At 50.9% G+C, this 20330-nt stretch carries 23 protein-coding genes and 1 other annotated feature; of the genes, 17 read left to right on the top strand and 6 right to left on the bottom strand.

What is annotated here, in order from left to right; genetic code table 11:
- The first annotated feature begins 125 nt into the window (after positions 1-125).
- The 7 genes from ACOXYR_RS09060 to ACOXYR_RS09090 all read left to right on the top strand — a co-directional run bounded on the left by ACOXYR_RS09060 (position 126) and on the right by ACOXYR_RS09090 (position 7957).
- Entirely contained in the window at positions 126-773 is a 648-nt protein-coding gene (locus ACOXYR_RS09060) for a YchE family NAAT transporter (protein WP_108476877.1), read from the top strand.
- Between the two features lie 714 nt (positions 774-1487).
- Positions 1488-3119: an oligopeptide ABC transporter substrate-binding protein OppA gene (gene oppA, locus ACOXYR_RS09065; RefSeq protein ID WP_108476865.1), complete on the top strand. Its 1632-nt coding sequence runs from the start codon at positions 1488-1490 to the stop codon at positions 3117-3119.
- Positions 3120-3203: 84 nt separating this feature from the next.
- Positions 3204-4124 (top strand): oligopeptide ABC transporter permease OppB, encoded by a 921-nt coding sequence (oppB, locus tag ACOXYR_RS09070; protein WP_108476864.1) that lies wholly within the window; start codon positions 3204-3206, stop codon positions 4122-4124.
- Between the two features lie 14 nt (positions 4125-4138).
- Positions 4139-5047 carry an oligopeptide ABC transporter permease OppC gene (gene oppC, locus ACOXYR_RS09075; protein WP_108476863.1) on the top strand — a complete coding sequence of 303 codons (909 nt, stop codon included), beginning with the start codon at positions 4139-4141 and terminating at the stop codon, positions 5045-5047.
- A gap of 11 nt (positions 5048-5058) precedes the next feature.
- Positions 5059-6072: an ABC transporter ATP-binding protein gene (gene oppD, locus ACOXYR_RS09080; protein ID WP_421356201.1), complete on the top strand. Its 1014-nt coding sequence runs from the start codon at positions 5059-5061 to the stop codon at positions 6070-6072.
- On the top strand, positions 6069-7073 hold the full coding sequence (oppF, locus tag ACOXYR_RS09085) for a murein tripeptide/oligopeptide ABC transporter ATP-binding protein OppF (protein ID WP_108476861.1): 1005 nt from the start codon (positions 6069-6071) through the stop codon (positions 7071-7073). Before oppD ends, oppF begins: the two co-directional genes overlap by 4 nt.
- 56 nt (positions 7074-7129) lie before the next feature.
- Complete coding sequence (locus ACOXYR_RS09090; protein WP_108476860.1) at positions 7130-7957, top strand: ion transporter; 828 nt, start codon at positions 7130-7132, stop codon at positions 7955-7957.
- A gap of 33 nt (positions 7958-7990) precedes the next feature.
- Here the strand turns inward: ACOXYR_RS09090 and ACOXYR_RS09095 are convergent, their stop codons facing one another.
- Positions 7991-8320, bottom strand: a complete 330-nt coding sequence (locus ACOXYR_RS09095; RefSeq protein WP_108476859.1) for an HI1450 family dsDNA-mimic protein — start codon at positions 8318-8320, stop codon at positions 7991-7993.
- A gap of 34 nt (positions 8321-8354) precedes the next feature.
- The gene (gene cls, locus ACOXYR_RS09100) at positions 8355-9815 is read right to left on the bottom strand and encodes a cardiolipin synthase (protein WP_108476858.1); all 1461 of its coding nucleotides are present in this window, start codon (positions 9813-9815) and stop codon (positions 8355-8357) included.
- Positions 9816-9957: 142 nt separating this feature from the next.
- Here cls and ACOXYR_RS09105 point away from each other — a divergent pair, with 142 nt between their 5' ends.
- Entirely contained in the window at positions 9958-10131 is a 174-nt protein-coding gene (locus tag ACOXYR_RS09105) for a YciY family protein (RefSeq protein WP_146745496.1), read from the top strand.
- 43 nt (positions 10132-10174) lie between these two features.
- Here ACOXYR_RS09105 and ACOXYR_RS09110 read toward each other — a convergent pair whose 3' ends face one another.
- Positions 10175-10471 carry a YciI family protein gene (locus tag ACOXYR_RS09110; RefSeq protein WP_015964170.1) on the bottom strand — a complete coding sequence of 99 codons (297 nt, stop codon included), beginning with the start codon at positions 10469-10471 and terminating at the stop codon, positions 10175-10177.
- A gap of 223 nt (positions 10472-10694) precedes the next feature.
- Here ACOXYR_RS09110 and tonB point away from each other — a divergent pair, with 223 nt between their 5' ends.
- The gene (gene tonB / locus ACOXYR_RS09115; RefSeq protein WP_108476857.1) at positions 10695-11417 is read left to right on the top strand and encodes a TonB system transport protein TonB; all 723 of its coding nucleotides are present in this window, start codon (positions 10695-10697) and stop codon (positions 11415-11417) included.
- 38 nt (positions 11418-11455) lie between these two features.
- Here the strand turns inward: tonB and ACOXYR_RS09120 are convergent, their stop codons facing one another.
- The 3 genes from ACOXYR_RS09120 to pfkB form a co-directional block, all read right to left on the bottom strand.
- Positions 11456-12316 carry a fructosamine kinase family protein gene (locus tag ACOXYR_RS09120; protein ID WP_421356200.1) on the bottom strand — a complete coding sequence of 287 codons (861 nt, stop codon included), beginning with the start codon at positions 12314-12316 and terminating at the stop codon, positions 11456-11458.
- Positions 12317-12421: 105 nt separating this feature from the next.
- Positions 12422-12706, bottom strand: a complete 285-nt coding sequence (gene ghoS, locus ACOXYR_RS09125; protein WP_113857013.1) for a type V toxin-antitoxin system endoribonuclease antitoxin GhoS — start codon at positions 12704-12706, stop codon at positions 12422-12424.
- A 90-nt stretch (positions 12707-12796) separates the two neighbouring features.
- Positions 12797-13732 (bottom strand): 6-phosphofructokinase II, encoded by a 936-nt coding sequence (gene pfkB / locus ACOXYR_RS09130; RefSeq protein ID WP_113857012.1) that lies wholly within the window; start codon positions 13730-13732, stop codon positions 12797-12799.
- A 315-nt stretch (positions 13733-14047) separates the two neighbouring features.
- Between pfkB and ACOXYR_RS09135 the strand changes: the two genes are divergently transcribed.
- The 8 genes from ACOXYR_RS09135 to pheS all read left to right on the top strand — a co-directional run bounded on the left by ACOXYR_RS09135 (position 14048) and on the right by pheS (position 20323).
- Positions 14048-14806 carry a DUF481 domain-containing protein gene (locus ACOXYR_RS09135; protein ID WP_108476853.1) on the top strand — a complete coding sequence of 253 codons (759 nt, stop codon included), beginning with the start codon at positions 14048-14050 and terminating at the stop codon, positions 14804-14806.
- 270 nt (positions 14807-15076) lie between these two features.
- On the top strand, positions 15077-15313 hold the full coding sequence (locus ACOXYR_RS09140) for a YdgH/BhsA/McbA family protein (protein WP_108476852.1): 237 nt from the start codon (positions 15077-15079) through the stop codon (positions 15311-15313).
- 549 nt (positions 15314-15862) lie between these two features.
- The gene (gene thrS / locus ACOXYR_RS09145; protein WP_421356199.1) at positions 15863-17791 is read left to right on the top strand and encodes a threonine--tRNA ligase; all 1929 of its coding nucleotides are present in this window, start codon (positions 15863-15865) and stop codon (positions 17789-17791) included.
- Positions 17792-17794: 3 nt separating this feature from the next.
- A complete protein-coding gene (gene infC / locus ACOXYR_RS09150; protein ID WP_071843507.1) occupies positions 17795-18337 on the top strand; it encodes a translation initiation factor IF-3 in 543 nt (180 codons plus the stop codon).
- A 91-nt stretch (positions 18338-18428) separates the two neighbouring features.
- Positions 18429-18626 (top strand): 50S ribosomal protein L35, encoded by a 198-nt coding sequence (gene rpmI / locus ACOXYR_RS09155; protein ID WP_001124225.1) that lies wholly within the window; start codon positions 18429-18431, stop codon positions 18624-18626.
- Positions 18627-18678: 52 nt separating this feature from the next.
- Entirely contained in the window at positions 18679-19035 is a 357-nt protein-coding gene (gene rplT / locus ACOXYR_RS09160) for a 50S ribosomal protein L20 (RefSeq protein ID WP_000124850.1), read from the top strand.
- 117 nt (positions 19036-19152) lie between these two features.
- Positions 19153-19277 (top strand) — a sequence feature (Phe leader region).
- A complete protein-coding gene (gene pheM, locus ACOXYR_RS09165; RefSeq protein ID WP_001386830.1) occupies positions 19158-19202 on the top strand; it encodes a pheST operon leader peptide PheM in 45 nt (14 codons plus the stop codon). Its footprint overlaps the feature before it by 45 nt.
- Before the next feature lie 62 nt (positions 19278-19339).
- Positions 19340-20323, top strand: a complete 984-nt coding sequence (gene pheS, locus ACOXYR_RS09170; protein ID WP_108476850.1) for a phenylalanine--tRNA ligase subunit alpha — start codon at positions 19340-19342, stop codon at positions 20321-20323.
- Positions 20324-20330: the final 7 nt, after the last annotated feature.

A 20330-nucleotide genomic window follows, 5' to 3' on the forward strand; every position in this document is an offset into this window, starting at 1 on the left:
CATTCTGTATTTCCGCGATTTTTGCAGAATTCTGGTGAAGTATGCCGCCAAACAGCGTATCTTCTGCAGAGTTTTTGTATTCATTTTTCGTCAACTACCACTTTTTATGGTGTTTCGGAGTTCACGTGACTCAGGCTCTGTTTGATTTTCCGATTTTTGTGAAGTTTTTTATTGGCTTATTCGCGCTGGTAAACCCGGTGGGGATCATCCCCGTGTTCATTAGTATGACGAGCTACCAGACGGCAGCGGCGCGTAATAAGACCAATATGACGGCGAACCTCTCCGTCGCTATTATTCTGTGGACCTCGCTGTTTCTGGGCGACGGCATTCTGCAACTGTTCGGGATTTCCATCGACTCTTTCCGCATCGCGGGCGGGATCCTGGTGGTCACTATCGCGATGTCGATGATCAGCGGGAAACTTGGCGAAGATAAGCAGAACAAACAGGAAAAATCAGAGACGGCGATTCGTGAGAGCGTGGGTGTGGTGCCATTAGCACTGCCGCTGATGGCGGGGCCTGGGGCAATCAGCTCCACCATTGTGTGGGGGACGCGCTTTCATACGCTTCCTTATCTTGTCGGATTTACGCTCGCCATTGCGCTGTTTGCCTTCTGCTGTTGGGGGCTCTTTCGCATCGCGCCCTGGCTTGTGCGTTTGCTAGGGCAGACCGGCATCAACGTCATCACCCGTATCATGGGGCTGCTGCTGATGGCGCTGGGGATAGAATTTATTGTGACCGGAATAAAAGCCATTTTCCCAGGGCTGGTAAGCTGACAATCTTTCCCAGCCGACAGAGCGGTAGCCTCTGTCGGTTGCTTCATTATTCGCAAATCCTATCGAATAACGTGCTAATGCTATGAATGATAAGTCTTAGTGATGACAGATAAAATTAAATAATATCATTGCGTTAGCGCTATCCCTTCCGTCGTGCACTGCCATCCCTTATGTTATTTCTCTCACACTATACTGTTACGCTTGCTGTCTGATAATCGAAATGATATTAGTAATTTTGACCCTCTGGCAGATTAATGTACTAAATAGTGAACAAATGTTAATTATTTGTATATAAAACAAGCAAAGAGGCGATCGATTCGTCAATGGTTGTGGGTTTTATTTCATCTTTATGAAAAATAACAATTTTTCTTTGCGTGCGAATGCTCCTGGATATCAAGGGAAACGTTCGACTGTCGATGAAAAGAGAATTGCTTAACAAATTTGCAAATTATATTGGCGGCGAAGAAGGGCATTTGGTACTTTCCGGCCTTATGTCGTCGCGGGTAATGAAGAAATAAATCAGGTGGCTCGACAGGGGAGACACCTGGAATGAATCGACGTCAGGCTGCCAAAGAGCGGCCGTAATAAAAAAGTCGGTGATAGCAAGCAGTAAAAAAACTGGCAGCCGCAAAAGCTCCTGCGCTGTACAGAGACCCCAAAGGGGATAACAGGCTGGCAAGTTCCAGTAATTATAATGAGCGGAGTATCAACACAATGTCCATCATCACGAAGAAAAGCGTAATCGCTGCAGGAATTTTCACGGCGCTATTGGCAGGGAATGCAGCAATGGCTGCTGATGTACCCGCGGGCGTTCAGTTGGCAGAAAAACAGACGCTGGTGCGTAATAACGGCTCTGAAGTGCAGTCTCTCGATCCGCACAAAATTGAGGGTGTTCCGGAATCCAATATCAGCCGCGATCTCTTTGAAGGCCTGTTGGTCAGCGACCTCGACGGTCATCCCTCTCCGGGTGTGGCTGAGTCCTGGGATAACAAAGACTTTAAAGTCTGGACTTTCCATCTGCGTAAAGATGCGAAATGGTCTGACGGCTCTCCGGTTACCGCACAAGATTTCGTCTATAGCTGGCAGCGCTCGGTTGACCCGAAAACGGCATCACCGTACGCCAGCTACCTGCAATATGGCCATATCGCCAATATTGATGGCATCCTTGAAGGGAAAAAGCCGATTACCGACCTCGGCGTGAAAGCCGTTGATGATCACACTTTAGAAGTCACCTTAAGTGAACCCGTTCCCTACTTCTATAAACTGCTGGTTCACCCGTCAACCTCTCCAGTGCCTAAAGCCGCTATCGAGAAATTTGGTGAAAAATGGACCCAGCCTGCGAACATCGTGACCAACGGCGCGTATAAATTAAAAGACTGGGTGGTCAACGAGCGTATTGTTCTTGAACGTAGCCCTACTTACTGGGATAACGGCAAAACCGTTATTAACCAGGTAACCTACCTGCCGATTTCTTCTGAAGTGACCGACGTTAACCGCTACCGCAGCGGTGAAATCGACATGACGTATAACAACATGCCGATTGAACTGTTCCAGAAACTGAAAAAAGAGATCCCTGACGAAGTTCACGTTGACCCATATCTGTGCACCTACTACTACGAAATTAATAACCAACGTGCACCATTTACCGATGTTCGCGTGCGTACCGCGCTGAAACTGGGTATGGATCGTGACATTATCGTCAATAAAGTGAAAGCCCAGGGGGATAAACCGGCATTTGGCTTCACACCGCCTTATACCGATGGCGCGAAATTAACGCAGCCAGAGTGGTTTAGCTGGAGCCAGGATAAACGTAACGAAGAAGCGAAAAAACTGCTGGCGGAAGCGGGTTATACCGCCGATAAACCATTAACCATTAATTTGCTGTACAACACGTCCGATCTGCATAAAAAACTGGCGATTGCCGCCTCTTCAATCTGGAAGAAAAATATCGGCGTGAATGTTAAACTGGTCAACCAGGAGTGGAAAACCTTCCTCGATACACGTCATCAGGGAACCTTTGATGTTGCGCGTGCTGGCTGGTGTGCCGATTATAACGAACCGACATCCTTCCTGAATATGATGCTTTCTAATAGCTCGATGAATACCCCGCACTATAAGAGCCCGGCATTCGACAGCATTATGGCGGAAACGCTGAAAGTGACCGACGAGGCGCAGCGTACGGCGCTGTACGATAAAGCAGAACAGCAGCTGGATAAAGACAGCGCGATTGTTCCGGTTTATTACTACGTGAACGCCCGTCTGGTGAAACCGTGGGTTGGCGGATATACCGGCAAAGACCCAATGGATAATACGTATACTAAAAATATGTACATTGTGAAGCACTAATGGCAATACGTGAGGCAGGCCCGGCCTGTCTCACGGTGTCTCGCTTATCGCATTATTGAAGGCACTGGCCAAAAGGTACGGGCAATGTTGAAATTTATACTTCGTCGCTGTCTGGAAGCGATTCCGACGCTATTTATTCTTATTACCATTTCATTCTTTATGATGCGCCTTGCACCGGGAAGTCCTTTCACCGGTGAGCGCACCTTACCGCCAGAAGTCATGGCGAACATTGAAGCGAAATACCACTTAAACGATCCCATCACCACGCAATACTTCAGTTACCTGAAGCAACTGGCGCACGGCGATTTCGGGCCTTCTTTTAAATATAAAGATTATTCGGTTAACGATCTGGTGGCGAGCAGCTTCCCGGTATCGGCGAAACTGGGGGCGGCCGCCTTTATTCTGGCGGTGGTATTGGGTGTGACTGCGGGCGTAATTGCGGCGCTTAAACAAAATACCAAATGGGACTATTCGGTAATGGGTATCGCGATGACCGGGGTGGTGATCCCCAGCTTTGTCGTCGCGCCGCTGCTGGTGATGATCTTCGCCATTACGCTGAAATGGCTTCCCGGCGGAGGCTGGAACGGCGGGGCGCTGAAATTTATGATCCTGCCGATGGTGGCGCTGTCGCTGGCCTATATTGCCAGTATTGCGCGTATCACCCGCGGCTCGATGATTGAGGTGCTGCACTCCAACTTTATCCGCACCGCGCGCGCGAAAGGCCTGCCGATGCGGCGGATTATTTTCCGTCACGCCTTAAAGCCTGCGTTGCTGCCGGTACTCTCCTATATGGGGCCCGCGTTTGTCGGCATCATCACCGGTTCAATGGTTATCGAAACCATCTATGGCCTGCCGGGTATTGGGCAACTGTTTGTCAACGGCGCACTGAACCGCGATTACTCGCTGGTACTGAGCCTGACCATTCTGGTCGGGGCGTTGACTATTCTGTTTAACGCGGTAGTGGATGTCCTCTACGCCGTGATTGACCCTAAAATCCGTTACTGAGTCTGGAGTTCGCCATGATATTGAGTAAGAAAAATAGCGAGGCGCTGGAGAACTTCAGTGAACAACTGGATGTTGAAGGTCGCAGCCTGTGGCAGGATGCGCGCCGTCGCTTTATGCATAACCGCGCGGCGGTTGCCAGCCTGGTGGTATTAGTGCTGATAGCCCTGTTCGTGACCCTGGCGCCGATGCTGTCGCAGTTCTCCTATTTTGATACGGACTGGGGAATGATGTCGAGCGCGCCAGATAGGGAATCCGGTCACTATTTTGGGACTGACTCCTCCGGGCGTGACTTGCTGGTGCGTGTGGCAATCGGCGGGCGCATCTCGCTGATGGTCGGGATTGCCGCAGCGCTGGTGGCGGTGATTGTCGGCACGCTTTACGGATCGCTGTCCGGTTACCTCGGCGGCAAAGTCGACTCGGTAATGATGCGTCTGCTGGAAATCCTTAACTCCTTCCCGTTCATGTTTTTCGTTATCCTGCTGGTGACCTTCTTTGGTCAGAACATCCTGTTGATTTTCGTGGCTATCGGCATGGTTTCCTGGCTGGATATGGCGCGTATCGTTCGTGGGCAAACGCTCAGCCTGAAACGCAAAGAGTTTATCGAAGCCGCGCAGGTCGGCGGTGTTTCTACTGCCAGCATCGTGGTGCGCCATATTGTGCCGAACGTACTTGGCGTGGTGGTGGTTTATGCGTCGCTTCTGGTGCCGAGCATGATTCTGTTTGAATCTTTCCTGAGTTTCCTTGGGCTGGGTACCCAGGAGCCGCTGAGTAGTTGGGGCGCGTTGCTCAGTGATGGTGCCAACTCGATGGAAGTTTCTCCATGGCTGCTGCTGTTCCCGGCGGGTTTCCTGGTGGTTACCCTGTTCTGTTTCAACTTTATCGGCGATGGCCTGCGTGATGCCCTCGACCCGAAAGACCGTTAAGGAGAGCCGTGATGAGCGTAGTTGATACGGCTAAAGCGCCGCAAACGCAGGCGCAAACAGGCCTGCTGCTGGATGTAAAAGACTTGCGCGTCACCTTTAAAACGCCTGATGGAGATGTGACGGCAGTAAATGACCTCAACTTTACTCTGCGCGCCGGGGAAACACTGGGCATCGTCGGTGAGTCCGGTTCCGGTAAATCACAAACTGCTTTCGCGCTGATGGGGCTACTGGCGGGTAATGGGCGGATTGGCGGCTCGGCCACCTTTAATGGGAAAGAGATCCTTAATCTGCCAGAACACGCTCTGAACAAGCTGCGCGCCGAGCAAATCTCAATGATCTTCCAGGATCCGATGACCTCGCTGAACCCGTATGTGCGCGTCGGTGAGCAGTTGATGGAAGTTCTGATGCTGCATAAAAACATGAGTAAGGCTGAAGCGTTTGAAGAATCGGTCAAAATGCTTGATGCGGTAAAAATGCCGGAAGCGCGTAAACGCATGAAGATGTATCCGCATGAGTTCTCTGGTGGGATGCGCCAGCGCGTGATGATTGCGATGGCGCTGCTGTGTCGGCCTAAGTTGCTGATTGCCGATGAACCTACTACGGCGCTGGATGTCACGGTACAGGCGCAAATCATGACGCTGCTTAATGAGCTGAAGCGTGAGTTTAATACCGCGATTATCATGATTACCCACGATCTCGGCGTCGTTGCCGGTATTTGTGACAAAGTATTGGTGATGTACGCCGGGCGCACCATGGAATATGGCAACGCGCGCGATGTGTTCTATCATCCGGCCCATCCTTACTCTATTGGCCTGCTCAATGCGGTACCGCGACTTGATGCCGAAGGCGAATCGTTGCTGACCATCCCGGGTAATCCACCCAACCTGCTTCGTCTGCCGAAGGGGTGTCCATTCCAGCCGCGCTGTCCGCACGCAATGGAAATTTGCAGCAGCGCGCCGCCTCTGGAGACATTTGCGCCGGGTCGTTTACGCGCCTGCTATAAGCCTGTGGGGGAACTGGTATGAACGCCGTCACCGAAGAGAGAAAAATTCTGCTCGAAATCGCGGACTTAAAAGTCCACTTTGATATTAAGGATGGCAAACAGTGGTTCTGGCAACCGGCTAAAACCCTGAAGGCTGTGGATGGCGTAACGCTGCGTTTGTATGAAGGGGAAACGCTGGGTGTGGTCGGTGAATCTGGCTGCGGGAAATCCACTTTTGCACGTGCGATTATCGGCCTGGTGAAAGCCACCGACGGGCGTGTGGCCTGGCTGGGTAAAGATTTGCTCGGCATGAAAGCGGATGAATGGCGCGACGTGCGTAGCGATATTCAGATGATTTTCCAGGATCCGCTGGCCTCGCTCAACCCGCGCATGACTATCGGTGAAATCATCGCCGAGCCGCTGCGTACTTATCATCCGAAAATGCCGCGCCAGGAAGTGCGCGATCGGGTGAAAGCGATGATGATGAAAGTGGGGCTACTGCCGAACCTGGTCAACCGCTATCCACATGAGTTTTCCGGCGGTCAGTGTCAGCGAATTGGCATTGCGCGTGCGCTGATACTTGAACCGAAACTGATTATCTGTGATGAACCCGTTTCTGCGCTGGATGTGTCCATTCAGGCGCAGGTTGTGAACCTGTTACAGCAGTTGCAACGTGAAATGGGTCTGTCGTTGATCTTTATTGCCCACGATCTGGCGGTGGTGAAACACATTTCCGATCGCGTGCTGGTGATGTATCTGGGGCATGCCGTGGAGCTGGGCACCTACGACGAGGTGTATCACAATCCGCTGCATCCTTATACCAAAGCGTTGATGTCGGCGGTGCCGGTTCCCGACCCGGATCTGGAAAAGCAAAAAACCATTCAGTTGCTGGAGGGAGAATTGCCATCGCCAATTAACCCTCCGTCGGGCTGCGTCTTCCGTACCCGTTGTCCAATTGCCGGGCCGGAGTGTGCGAAAACCCGACCGGTGCTGGAGGGGAGCTTCCGGCACGCGGTTTCCTGCCTGAAGGTAGACCCGTTATAATCGCAAGGGCTGACAACTGTCAGCCCTTTTTCTTATGAGGTTAAAACGTGTTGGTCATGCAAACTTTTCGTCGGCGGATTTACCACGCGCTGTTCGACCATAACCGGCGTTCGGCACGGCGCTTTGAAGCACTTTGTGGGGTATTTGCCCTGTTAAGCGTGGTGGTGATTTTTATTGAATCGGGCATCGGAACCACTTATCACCTGACTTACGATGAATGGCACCTTTTTGTATGGGTGGAAGTCTTCTTCACGCTGGTCTTTACCCTCGAATATATTTTGCGTGTCTTCAGTTGGCCGCAGCCTGCGCGTTATGTTTTTAGTCTCTGGGGGATAATCGACCTTGCCACCATTTTACCGTTTTACGTGATTATGCTGTGGCCTCAAATTGGCATCGATTATCTTTTTGCCTGGCGAGCAATGCGTGTCATTCGCGTGCTGCGGATTCTGAAATTGTTACGCCTGATGCCCGCATTAAATGGTATTTGGGGAGCGATTGTAAAATCGCGTCATCAGCTAATTCTGTTTTACGCCTTTATCTCAATCGTGATGGTGGTCGCGGGCGCATTAATGTACGGCATTGAAGGGCCGGCGAATGGTTTCACCACCTTAAGCACCTCGGTCTACTGGGCGATTGTTACCGTCACGACCGTAGGCTACGGTGATATCACGCCGCATACGGCGCCGGGACGGGCGGTAGCATCGTTACTGATTTTGATTGGTTATTCCGTCATCGCCATTCCGACCGGCATTATTACCTCGCAAATGAGCGGTGAAATCGCTAAACGTCAGCTGGCAAGAATTTGCCCGGACTGTAAGCAAAGTGGGCATGAAACCGCCGCGAAATATTGTAAAGCCTGTGGTGGGAAACTACCGGAAGAATAAAAAAGGGCAGCGCTGGCTGCCCCTTCACACATCTTATTCGCGCCAGAGAATATGGCACAATTTATGGTCTTTTTCGCGGCATAACAGTACGCGCGCAAAGATATCGTTAATGTCGCCACCGTCTGTATCGGCAAGGCCAATGACCACTTCGGCGAAAAAGTCAGGGTTCAAATCGAAATCAACGTGTTCCTGCCAGTCTTCAGACGGATCGAATAACTCTGCGCCGCCGCGTTCTTCAAACTGTAAGTTAAACAGAATGACATCTGCGGGATCGAGGTTATCAACCGCCAGTTCGAGAAAAATATCGTAAGCCTGTTCGAGCGTTTCGTCTTCGGTCAGGCGATTGTTTAAATCCATATCCATGATGATTACCTGTTTAACATCTGATGGGCACGTTTTACAGCAACGGGCTAAAGAAGTAAAACAGTCGCTCGGCGATACGGTGCCAGAACGGGCGTTTCACCCATAAACGGGCGTCCAGCAGGCGGGAGCGGGAGATATAATCATCCTGCACCGCCGCGAGATCGCCACCGAAGCCGGCATCATCGATGACCAGCGTAATTTCGAAATTAAGCCACAGGCTGCGCATATCCAGGTTGACGGTACCCACCAGGCTTAACTCGCCATCGACCAGCACGCTTTTGGTATGCAGCAGGCCGCCTTCAAACTGATAGATTTTGACGCCCGCCGCCAGCAGCTCGGTAAAGAATGCCCGGCTGGCCCAGCCGACAAGAACCGAGTCATTCTTGCGCGGCAGAATAATGCTGACGTCGACACCGCGCTGTGCGGCGGTACAGATAGCATGAAGCAGATCATCGCTCGGCACGAAGTAGGGGGTGGTCATAATCAGGTACTCACGCGCCGCGTAGGTTGCGGTGAGCAGCGCCTGGTGGATCAAGTCTTCCGGGAAACCGGGGCCTGAGGCAATAGTATGAATCGTGTGCCCGCTGGCTTCTTCAAACGGCATAATATTGGTGTCTGGCGGTGGCGGCAGAATTCGCTTGCCCGTTTCGATTTCCCAGTCGCAGGAATACACGATCCCCATCCCGGTGGCGACCGGGCCTTCCATACGCGCCATTAAATCAACCCACTGACCAACACCGGAGTCCTGCTTAAAGAAGCGTGGATCCACCATGTTCATGCTGCCGGTGTAGGCAATATAGTTGTCGATCATGATCATTTTACGGTGCTGACGTAGATCCATGCGTCGCAGGAATACACGCATCAGGTTAACTTTCAGCGCCTCAACCACTTCGATGCCGGAGTTACGCATCATTGCCGCCCATGGGCTACGGAAGAAGGTGACGCTGCCCGCCGAATCGAGCATCAGTCGGCAGTGAACACCACGTCGCGCCGCAGCCATCAGCGACTCCGCAACCTGATCGGCCATGCCACCAGGCTGCCAGATGTAAAACACCATCTCAATATTGTGGCGTGCCAGTTGGATATCGCGGATCAGCGCCTGCATCACATCATCAGAGCTGGTCAGCAACTGAAGCTGGTTTCCCTTCATACCCGCAATGCCCTGGCGGCGTTCGCAAAGCTTAAATAAGGAAGAGGCTACCGGACTGTTGTCTTCTGCGAAAATATGTTTGCACGCTTTTAGATCGTTGAGCCATTTCGCGGTGGAAGGCCACATCGCACGAGCGCGCTCGGCCCGGCGTTTGCCGAGATGAAGCTCGCCCACCGATAGATAAGCGATAATCCCGACCAGCGGCAGAATGTAGATCACCAGCAACCATGCCATTGCTGAAGGAACCGCGCGGCGTTTCATCAGAATACGCAGCGTCACCCCTGCAATTAACAACCAGTACCCCAGAATAGCCAGCCAACTCACGACGGTGTAAAAGGTTGTCATAGTCAGAAAGTCCTTTTGAAAGCGTTTGTTATGAGTTTACGCATCAAGATTCATCTGGCAAATAAAAACGCGAGGGAAAAGCGCTGGTAAGCCGTTTTCCCGGGGGTATAATGAGCTCTCTTCTTCGATAAGAGCGGTAGAAATGAAGCGTAGTAGACCGGAAGTGGGGCGCTGGCGGATGTTGCGTCAGGCGAGCCGCCGCAAAGCTCGTTGGCTGGAAGCGCAGTCACGTCGTAATATGCGTATCCACTCCATCAGAAAGTGCCTGGTCGGGCGACAGCGTAACTGTTTGCTGTATGCCATTTACGATCTTTAATGGCAAAAGGGCACCGCTTGCGGTGCCCGATGTTTTTCTGGCTTCAGAATACTTTCTTGTACGGGCGCACGGTCACGCGTTCATACACACCCGCCGCCACATACGGGTCGTCCTGTGCCCAGGATTGCGCCGCTTCCAGTGATTCAAATTCGGCAATGACCGTCGAGCCGCTAAAACCCGCAGCGCCGGGATCGTTGCTATCAACCGCAGGCATTGGGCCTGCTGTTAAAAGGCGACCTTCATCATGCAGCAATTGTAGACGCGCCAGGTGAGCCGGGCGGACGGACAGACGTTTCTCGAGGGTGTCGGCGTAATCTTCAGCGTAAATGACGTAAAGCACGGGCAGAGCTCCTGTTTTTAGTTAGCTGTAAATTACGGTAAGTGAAAGCGACTACGACTGCAATGCAAAGTTAAAACAATGATAAAGCAGGGTGGCAGGGCGTGCTTTTTTTCAGCAAAAGCGGCGGAAACTTGACGGAAGATAAGAAGGCTTATTGAATATGATTGCTATTTGCATTTAAAATCACTCTCATCATTTTTCAACAGTAACGATTATGACTTCAATGACCCTTGATTTACCTCGCCGCTTTCCGTGGCCAACATTGCTGTCCGTTGGTATTCACGGTGCCGTCGTGGCGGGCCTGCTTTACACCTCGGTACATCAGGTTATTGAACTGCCCGCACCCGCTCAGCCTATCTCCATTACGATGGTTGCGCCTTCCGACCTCGAGCCGCCTCAGGCGGTTCAGCCACCGCAACCCGTAGCTGAGCCTGAACCCGAGCCAGAGCCGGAAGTGGTTCCTGAGCCGCCAAAAGAGGCGCCAGTGGTTATCGAAAAACCGAAACCGAAGCCGAAACCAAAGCCGAAACCGAAGCCAGTGAAAAAGGTGGAAGAGCGTAAGCCAGAAGTGAAACCGGTAGAAACGCGGCCATTATCGACGACAACAAACGATGCGCCACCTGCGCGTTCCGTCGCCAATAACCAGACTGGCACCAGCAAGCCGACGATCACCGCGCCAACCGGGCCAAAGGCGTTAAATCGCTCGCAGCCAAGCTATCCGTCTCGCGCACTGGCGCTGCGTATCGAGGGTAAAGTTCGCGTGAAGTTTGATGTGACAGCAGATGGTCGAGTGGAAAATGTTCAAATTCTTTCCGCGCAGCCGTCGAATATGTTTGAACGTGACGTGAAAGCCGCGATGCGCAAATGGCGTTACGAAGCTGGCAAGCCGGGTAACGGTTTGATCATGAACATTGAGTTCCGCCTCAAAGGCGTACAAATGAACTAGACGAGAAGCCCCCAAATACGGGGGCTTTCTTCTTTGATTTACGCTGCCAGCACGTTATCCAGCGCTTTCTGCGCAATCACCAGATGTTGCCCGCCGAACAGAATCGCCCGGTTAAATAAGGTATAAAGTTGATAGACCGATTGGCGTTCAAGAAAATCAGCCGGCAGCGGGGCGACAGACTGGTAGCCGTCATAGATTTGCAGTGGCTGTTCCGGATGCAGCGGCAGCATCGCCAGATCGCATTCGCGGTCACCCCAATAGCAGGCAGGATCGAAGATATAAGGGCCGTTCGGGCCCAGAGCACAGTTGTTGGACCACAAATCGCCGTGTAATAACGCCGGCTGCGGCTGATGTGAGCTCAGGCGTTGCTGAACATGATCGACAATGGCATCAATGTCGCCAAACTCCATCCCTTTTTCCGCCGCCAGTTCAAGCTGCCAGCCAATACGCTGTTCGGCAAAAAAGGTAGACCAGCGCCGCTGCCAGGCATTTGGCTGCGGCGTTGTGGAGAGATCGTTATCAAAATCGAGGCCAAACTGCGGCTGGTCGCTCCATTGGTGCAGTCGCGCAATTTGTTGCCCTAGTAAGAATGCGTTGTGCGCGTCCAGCGGGCGGGGAGGGAGATACTCCATCACCAGAAAGCTGTAATCGCGGTCTGAACCGACGGCAAAGACCTTCGGCACTGTCACGGTTTTACTACGAGACAAGAGTTCGAGCTGGTCAGCTTCCGCCGTGAAGATGGGCAGTAGCTCACGCTCATCGCATTTCACAAAGAGATCGCGACCTGCGTAGCGAATATGCCATGCGGCGTGGATTTCACCGCCTGGCAGTTCGTCGCGCTGCTCGATTTCACCTTTGCCGAGTTGTTCACTTAACAGGTTACCGATCGCTTGCCACATGATGTCTCTCCCCATGTTTTCTGCCAGATCATAAGGTTAGCGCACAAATGCGGTGCAAAAACTCGAACTAACGCACAACCAGGAGTTAAAATGCCGCAACAGCATTTATTGATCTTTCAGCCACTGCTCGAATGTGATGACCTCAATATCGACAGCTTTGTCGATAGCGGTTTCCGCAAGCCCACCAACTAACGTCTTAATTTCCTGACTATTTTGCGGGCTAACCAGGCCGAATGTATTGGTACCCAGTTCATGGACTTTTCCGTCATCATCCGTGAGCGTCAGAGTAAATCCGGCGCGTGTCAGATGATTATTGAGTTCATTAAGCTCAGTCAGCGTCTCTTCCTGAAATTTAATCGTCACAACGTAACGGGTGATTTCACCGCTCATAATTCACCTCATTGTTAATACAAGAATTTTTTTAGCATAGTCGATTGGCGTGATTTCGCGACCCGGGCGGAGATTCCGGGCCGGATATCATTATTTATTCTGCGACAAGTAATCGAAGATTTGCTGCGTGTTCTCGTGTGAGCACAGACGCGTGCCCTGATTAATGGTGGCCGCGCTCCCGGCGGCGACGCCGTAACGCACCATCTCCTCAAGCCCGGCATTTTCGGCCAGTTTCAACACCATCGCACCAACCATGCTGTCACCCGCGCCAACGGTGCTCTGGCTTTTAATCGGCGGCGGCACGACCTGAACGCAATTTTTCGCATCCACGGCAAGTGCGCCCTGAGCGCCGAGTGACACGACCACGCGTGCGGCTTTTCCACTGTGAATGATCTCTTCGGCTGCTTTACGGACATCATTTGGCTGAATTAAATCGCGTTGCACTAATGCGCTAAGCTCTTTCTGATTCGGTTTGACTAACTCAATGTTGCCGATATCCAGTGCGGCAGCCAGCGCATCGCCGGAGCTATCCACGACACAACGCACGCCATGTTGTTGTGCTGACTTAATCAGTGCGACAAAGCGTTCAAGGCTAACGCCGGGGGGAAGACTGCCGCTTATCACGAGAAGTGAACCGGCTTCAATTTGGGTGACTTTCTCTTCGAGCTTACGGATCTCATCTTCATGTAGCGTTGCACCAGGCATCACGAAGCGGTATTGCTCCCCACTGGTGTTCACGTGAACATGGAGATTCTGGCGCGTCCACTCCCGCGCCTCAACACATTCAACCGGGACATGTTCTTCGGTTAGCAGGGCGGCGAGGTGTTCCCCCGTCGCGCCGCCTACGGGAAAAATGGCCGTCGCTTTTCCGCCTAAAAAAGTAATCGCGCGGGCGACGTTGATACCACCACCGCCGGGCTCAAATACAGGTGAGCTACAACGTAGTTTCCCTTCTGGATAAATTTGCGGCGTCTGCGTGGCGCTGTCGAGTGAAGGAGCGAATGTGAGCGTATAAATTTTAACCATTATTATTACCTCCCTTTATGACCGTAAAGCCAGACTTGTCTCAGCCAGTATGTAAGTCTGGCACTGAAAAGGGGAGAGTGAAAGTTACAACACTATAATTTTCAATAAAATGGAAAGCTTTACCTACCTGTATCTATATGAAATAAAGCGCGTTTTGAGAACGTTCTTATTCAAAAAATGAAAGAAGAATTCATTGCTATGTTATGCGGCGCTTTTTATAATTTGTTACCTTTCAATGGACCGCCTGTCGTTGATCCTCGCGAAAGATTCCGGGACCGTTAAGGTCTCTTTTTTTGTTGTACGGACTCTTAATAAATGAAGCTTTTGAAGACAGTACCCGCGGCTGTGATGCTGCTGGGTGGCGTGTTTGCGTCAATGTATGCAGCTGCCGATGATTCCGTTTTTACTGTCATGGATGACCCTTCCTCCGCGAAGAAGCCTTTTGAAGGCACTGTTAATGCGGGCTACCTGGCTCAGTCTGGTAACACCAAGAGTTCTTCACTGACTGCGGATTCCACCATGACCTGGTATGGGAATACAACCGCCTGGTCTCTGTGGGGAAATGCCAGCAATACCTCTTCTAATGATGAGCGATCTTCTGAAAAATATGCGGTAGGCGGGCGTAGCCGTTATAACGTGACGGATGCTGACTATCTATTTGGTCAGGCAAGCTGGTTGACCGATCGTTACAACGGTTACCGCGAGCGTGACGTATTCACTGCCGGTTATGGTCGTCAGTTCCTCAATGGCCCGGTGCACAGTTTCCGTTTTGAATTTGGTCCAGGCGTTCGTTATGACAAGTACACCAATGACGAAACAGAAACCCAGGCTTTAGGTTATGCTTCAGGCACTTATGCCTGGCAGATGACCGATACGGCGAAATTCTCGCAGGGGGTTTCGGTGTTTGGTTCAGACGATACTACTGTGAACTCTGAAAGCGCCCTGAACGTCGCAATCAATGAGCATTTCGGCCTTAAGGTGGCTTACAACGTCACCTGGAACTCGGAGCCGCCAGCGACGGCGCCGGAACATACCGATCGACGGACCACGCTTTCGCTCGGTTATAAAATGTAATTTTAATCAGGCCGGAATAACCCCGGCCTGTTTGCCATAAATAACGCCAACTTGTATTATTAAATTCTCAACAACGTTTTAAATTTAATAAAAAGAATATTTCTCCATAATATCTCCACAATTAATCTTGTTGATATATTTTTACCTAATTTGACACGAAAAGCTAAATAATGGGGCTGGTCAAAAGTGTGATCTGGATCTACACTATTATCAAGGGCGAAAAATGACGCCCGGATTCAAAAGTGCTAATCAAACCAGAGAATAACCATTATGAAAAATATTAAAATCGCAACGGCAGCAGCTGTGCTGTCTGCACTTTCATTCGGTGTTTTTGCCGCTGAACCTGCAACGCCTTCTGCCAGTACTCCTGTTACTCAGCACGTCGGAATTACCTCCGCACATGACGTTGAAGCGGGCTCAAACATCGCGCCTGGCTCTCAATCCACTGGTCATTCCATGGATGATGCCTTTAATGTGCATACCCTGGTCGCAGGCGAGTGGTCCTGATAGCATCACGCCTTATTAATAAGAATTACTTATTGTTTGGTGGTCAGAAAAAGCCGGGTAAAGATGTACCGGTTTTTCTATTTTTGAGTTTTAGCTGATTGGCCGTTAATTGTCAGAATTGCCTACAAAAATGGCAGGTCTGTTAATTTTTCTATTTCCTATCCTCACACCGACAACATTGCTACAACGATTAGAATGTTAATCGATAGCACTTTTTGTTTATTTTTCCCTTCCTATCACGCGTCATTCTCCTGACCAAAATCTTTTCGCTTCCTGCAAACTTTTCGTGGCTCTCCGGTTTGTTGTTGGAGGGAAAAGCAGCATTAGAAGCGGTGAAGGGGAATTGCGGCTTTAATCGGGTAACAATGATGTGTAAACTAGCTAACGGTGTTATCAACAAGCGGATGTAGGTGGCCTCTGTACCTCGTATCGATGCCTCATATTTCGCAGAGTGAAGCGGGAATCAGTCCATAACTTGTTGATAAATTTCATTATATTGTTTTGTATGTGCTCTTTCGTGTGGGGCACCACTGCAAATAAGGACATAACATGCCTGTAATTACTCTTCCTGATGGCAGCCAACGCCATTACGACCACGCAGTAAGCCCAATGGATGTGGCTCTGGATATCGGTCCAGGGCTGGCAAAAGCCACTATCGCCGGTCGCGTTAATGGTGAACTGGTCGATGCGTCTGATGTGATTGAAAACGATGCAACCCTTTCTTTGATTACCGCGAAAGATGAAGAAGGGCTGGAGATCATTCGTCACTCCTGCGCACACCTGCTCGGTCACGCGATTAAACAGCTCTGGCCGAACACAAAAATGGCAATCGGTCCGGTTATCGACAACGGCTTCTACTATGACGTTGATCTTGACCATACCCTGACCCAGGAAGACATCGACGCGCTCGAGAAACGTATGCACGAGCTCGCCGAGAAAAACTACGATGTTATCAAGAAGAAAGTCAGCTGGCATGAAGCCCGCGAGACTTTCGTGAAACGAGGTGAAGTCTACAAAGTTTCCATCCTTGATGAAAACATCGCGCATGATGACAAGCCTGGCTTGTATCATCACGAAGAATATGTCGACATGTGCCGCGGTCCGCACGTGCCGAACATGCGTTTCTGCCATCACTTCAAACTGATGAAAACCGCAGGCGCGTACTGGCGTGGCGACAGCGACAATAAAATGTTGCAGCGTATCTACGGTACCGCGTGGGCAGATAAAAAAGCGCTGAATGCGTATCTGCAACGCCTGGAAGAAGCGGCAAAACGCGATCACCGTAAAATCGGTAAGCAGCTCGACCTGTATCATATGCAGGAAGAAGCGCCGGGTATGGTCTTCTGGCACAACGACGGCTGGACTATCTTCCGTGAGCTGGAAGTGTTCGTGCGTTCGAAACTGAAAGAGTACCAGTACCAGGAAGTTAAAGGTCCGTTCATGATGGACCGCGTGCTGTGGGAAAAAACCGGTCACTGGGATAACTACAAAGACGCAATGTTCACCACCTCTTCAGAGAACCGTGAATACTGCATCAAACCAATGAACTGCCCAGGCCACGTTCAGATCTTTAACCAGGGTCTGAAATCCTACCGCGATCTGCCGCTGCGTATGGCGGAATTCGGTAGCTGCCACCGTAACGAGCCGTCAGGCGCGCTGCATGGCCTGATGCGTGTACGTGGATTCACCCAAGATGATGCGCATATCTTCTGTACTGAAGAGCAAATTCGCGATGAAGTGAACGCGTGTATTCGTATGGTCTACGATATGTACAGCACCTTTGGCTTCGAGAAAATCGTCGTCAAACTCTCCACTCGCCCGGAAAAACGTATCGGTAGCGACGAAATGTGGGATCGTGCTGAGGCGGACTTAGCGGTAGCGCTGGAAGAAAACAATATCCCGTTTGAGTATCAACTGGGTGAAGGCGCATTCTACGGTCCGAAAATTGAATTTACCCTGTATGACTGCCTCGATCGTGCATGGCAGTGCGGTACTGTCCAGCTGGACTTCTCCTTGCCGTCTCGTCTGAGCGCCTCTTATGTAGTCGAAGACAACGAGCGCAAGGTTCCGGTAATGATTCACCGTGCAATTCTGGGGTCGATGGAACGCTTTATTGGTATCCTGACCGAAGAGTTCGCTGGCTTCTTCCCAACCTGGCTTGCGCCAGTGCAGGTGGTGGTCATGAATATTACTGATTCTCAGTCTGAATATGTTAACGAATTGACCCGTAAACTACAAAATGCAGGCATTCGAGTAAAAGCAGACTTGAGAAATGAGAAGATTGGCTTTAAAATCCGCGAGCACACTTTACGTCGTGTCCCTTATATGTTGGTCTGTGGTGATAAAGAGGTGGAAGCAGGCAAAGTCGCCGTTCGCACCCGCCGCGGTAAAGACCTGGGCAGCCTGGACGTAAATGAAGTGATCGAGAAGCTGCAACAAGAGATTCGCAGCCGCAGTCTTCAACAACTGGAGGAATAAGGTATTAAAGGCGGAAAACGAGTTCAAACGGCACGTCCGAATCGTATCAATGGCGAGATTCGCGCCCAGGAAGTTCGCTTAACAGGTCTGGAAGGCGAAGCGCTGGGAATTGTGAGTCTGAGAGAAGCAATCGAAAAAGCTGAAGAAGCTGGAGTAGATTTAGTTGAAATCAGCCCTAACGCCGAACCGCCAGTTTGTCGTATCATGGACTACGGCAAGTTCCTTTATGAAAAGAGTAAGTCTTCTAAGGAACAGAAGAAAAAGCAAAAAGTTATCCAGGTTAAGGAAATTAAATTCCGTCCTGGTACCGACGATGGCGATTATCAGGTAAAACTCCGCAGCCTGATTCGCTTTCTGGAAGATGGCGATAAGGCCAAGATCACGCTGCGTTTCCGCGGTCGTGAGATGGCCCACCAACAGATTGGTATGGAAGTGCTGACGCGCGTCCGTGACGATCTGAGTGAACTGGCAGTGGTCGAATCCTTCCCGACGAAGATCGAAGGCCGCCAGATGATCATGGTGCTCGCTCCTAAGAAGAAACAGTAAGGCCATCAAGTAATCATTCCTGTGGGCCTCGGCTCACAGGGTGATTCGCCTTTGTTTCGTTTATTAACAATGCGAAGTGGAAGTTATTAAAATGCCAAAAATTAAGACCGTACGCGGTGCTGCTAAGCGCTTCAAAAAAACCGGTAAAGGTGGTTTTAAGCATAAGCACGCTAACCTGCGTCACATTCTGACCAAAAAAGCTACCAAGCGTAAACGTCACCTGCGTCCGAAAGCCATGGTTTCCAAAGGCGATCTGGGCCTGGTCATCGCGTGCCTGCCGTACGCATAAGCCGTTAACGTTTTTTTAACTTTTTAATTAGAATAGATACAGGAGAGCACATATGGCTCGCGTAAAACGTGGTGTAATTGCACGTGCACGTCACAAGAAAATTTTGAAACAAGCTAAAGGCTACTACGGTGCGCGTTCTCGCGTATACCGCGTTGCCTTCCAGGCTGTTATCAAAGCAGGTCAGTACGCTTACCGTGACCGTCGTCAACGTAAGCGTCAGTTCCGTCAACTGTGGATTGCACGTATCAACGCTGCAGCACGTCAGAACGGTATTTCTTACAGCAAATTCATCAACGGCCTGAAAAAAGCCTCTGTTGAAATCGACCGTAAGATCCTGGCTGATATCGCCGTATTCGACAAAGTAGCGTTCACCGCTCTGGTTGAAAAAGCGAAAGCAGCTCTGGCATAAGCCAGTTGAAAGAGGGAGCTTGTCTCCCTCTTTTCGTTTCAACGCTATCAAAACATTGACTTTTATTGTGGCAGGCCTTTCAATAAACGTCTTACAAATTTTACCCTTAAGGTAACGCAAGCATGAATGCTGCTATTTTCCGCTTCTTTTTTTACTTTAGCACCTGAAACCAGGAGGCTAGCGCGTGAAAAAAGAAACGAAAAACAGCGCCTGAAAGCCTCCCCAGTGGAGGCTTTTTTCGTTTGTACAGCACAAAAATTAAGTCCAACGAACCAGTGTCTTCACCGACACAATGAGGAAAACCATGTCACATCTCGCAGAGCTGGTTGCCAGTGCGAAGGCAGCCATTAACCAGGCCTCGGATGTCGCCACGTTAGATAACGTTCGCGTCGAGTACCTTGGCAAAAAAGGGCATCTGACCCTTCAGATGACAACACTGCGTGATCTGCCGCCAGAAGAGCGCCCGGCAGCAGGTGCGGTCATTAACGAAGCAAAGGAGCAGGTTCAGCAGGCGATGAACGCCCGCAAAGCTGAGCTGGAAAGTGCGGTGCTGAACGCCCGTCTGGCTGCCGAAACCATCGACATCTCCCTGCCGGGGCGTCGTATTGAAAACGGTGGTCTGCATCCGGTTACCCGTACTATCGACCGTATTGAAAGTTTCTTCGGTGAGCTCGGCTTTACCGTGGCGACCGGCCCGGAAATCGAAGATGATTATCACAACTTCGATGCACTGAATATTCCAGGACATCACCCGGCACGTGCTGACCACGACACTTTCTGGTTTGATGCCACGCGTTTGCTGCGCACCCAAACCTCCGGCGTACAGATCCGTACCATGAAGGATCAGGAGCCGCCAATCCGTATCATTGCGCCGGGTCGCGTATATCGTAACGACTACGACCAAACGCATACCCCGATGTTCCATCAGATGGAAGGTCTGATCGTTGATAAAAATATCAGCTTTACCAATCTGAAAGGTACGCTGCATGACTTCCTGCGTAACTTCTTTGAAGAAGATCTGCAGATTCGTTTCCGTCCGTCCTATTTCCCATTCACCGAACCGTCTGCGGAAGTTGACGTGATGGGGAAAAATGGTAAATGGCTGGAAGTGCTGGGCTGCGGTATGGTTCACCCGAACGTGCTGCGCAATGTCGGTATTGACCCGGAAGTATACTCAGGTTTCGCCTTCGGTATGGGGATGGAACGTCTGACCATGTTGCGTTACGGCGTCACCGATTTACGTGCATTCTTCGAAAACGATCTGCGTTTCCTCAAACAGTTTAAATAAGGGCAGG

The sequence above is a fragment of the Pseudocitrobacter faecalis genome (genome assembly GCF_965231525.1).
Classification (GTDB): Bacteria; Pseudomonadota; Gammaproteobacteria; order Enterobacterales; family Enterobacteriaceae; genus Pseudocitrobacter; species Pseudocitrobacter faecalis.

Coding starts and splice junctions, on each gene's coding strand:
- oppA (WP_108476865.1), top strand. CDS start 1,488: ATGTCCATCATCACGAAGAAAAGCGTAATCGCTGCAGGAATTTTCACG.
- oppB (WP_108476864.1), top strand. CDS start 3,204: ATGTTGAAATTTATACTTCGTCGCTGTCTGGAAGCGATTCCGACGCTA.
- oppC (WP_108476863.1), top strand. CDS start 4,139: ATGATATTGAGTAAGAAAAATAGCGAGGCGCTGGAGAACTTCAGTGAA.
- oppD (WP_421356201.1), top strand. CDS start 5,059: ATGAGCGTAGTTGATACGGCTAAAGCGCCGCAAACGCAGGCGCAAACA.
- oppF (WP_108476861.1), top strand. CDS start 6,069: ATGAACGCCGTCACCGAAGAGAGAAAAATTCTGCTCGAAATCGCGGAC.
- ACOXYR_RS09090 (WP_108476860.1), top strand. CDS start 7,130: ATGCAAACTTTTCGTCGGCGGATTTACCACGCGCTGTTCGACCATAAC.
- ACOXYR_RS09095 (WP_108476859.1), bottom strand. CDS start 8,320: ATGGATATGGATTTAAACAATCGCCTGACCGAAGACGAAACGCTCGAA.
- cls (WP_108476858.1), bottom strand. CDS start 9,815: ATGACAACCTTTTACACCGTCGTGAGTTGGCTGGCTATTCTGGGGTAC.
- ACOXYR_RS09105 (WP_146745496.1), top strand. CDS start 9,958: ATGAAGCGTAGTAGACCGGAAGTGGGGCGCTGGCGGATGTTGCGTCAG.
- tonB (WP_108476857.1), top strand. CDS start 10,695: ATGACCCTTGATTTACCTCGCCGCTTTCCGTGGCCAACATTGCTGTCC.
- ACOXYR_RS09120 (WP_421356200.1), bottom strand. CDS start 12,316: ATGTGGCAAGCGATCGGTAACCTGTTAAGTGAACAACTCGGCAAAGGT.
- ghoS (WP_113857013.1), bottom strand. CDS start 12,706: ATGAGCGGTGAAATCACCCGTTACGTTGTGACGATTAAATTTCAGGAA.
- pfkB (WP_113857012.1), bottom strand. CDS start 13,732: ATGGTTAAAATTTATACGCTCACATTCGCTCCTTCACTCGACAGCGCC.
- ACOXYR_RS09135 (WP_108476853.1), top strand. CDS start 14,048: ATGAAGCTTTTGAAGACAGTACCCGCGGCTGTGATGCTGCTGGGTGGC.
- ACOXYR_RS09140 (WP_108476852.1), top strand. CDS start 15,077: ATGAAAAATATTAAAATCGCAACGGCAGCAGCTGTGCTGTCTGCACTT.
- thrS (WP_421356199.1), top strand. CDS start 15,863: ATGCCTGTAATTACTCTTCCTGATGGCAGCCAACGCCATTACGACCAC.
- rpmI (WP_001124225.1), top strand. CDS start 18,429: ATGCCAAAAATTAAGACCGTACGCGGTGCTGCTAAGCGCTTCAAAAAA.
- rplT (WP_000124850.1), top strand. CDS start 18,679: ATGGCTCGCGTAAAACGTGGTGTAATTGCACGTGCACGTCACAAGAAA.
- pheS (WP_108476850.1), top strand. CDS start 19,340: ATGTCACATCTCGCAGAGCTGGTTGCCAGTGCGAAGGCAGCCATTAAC.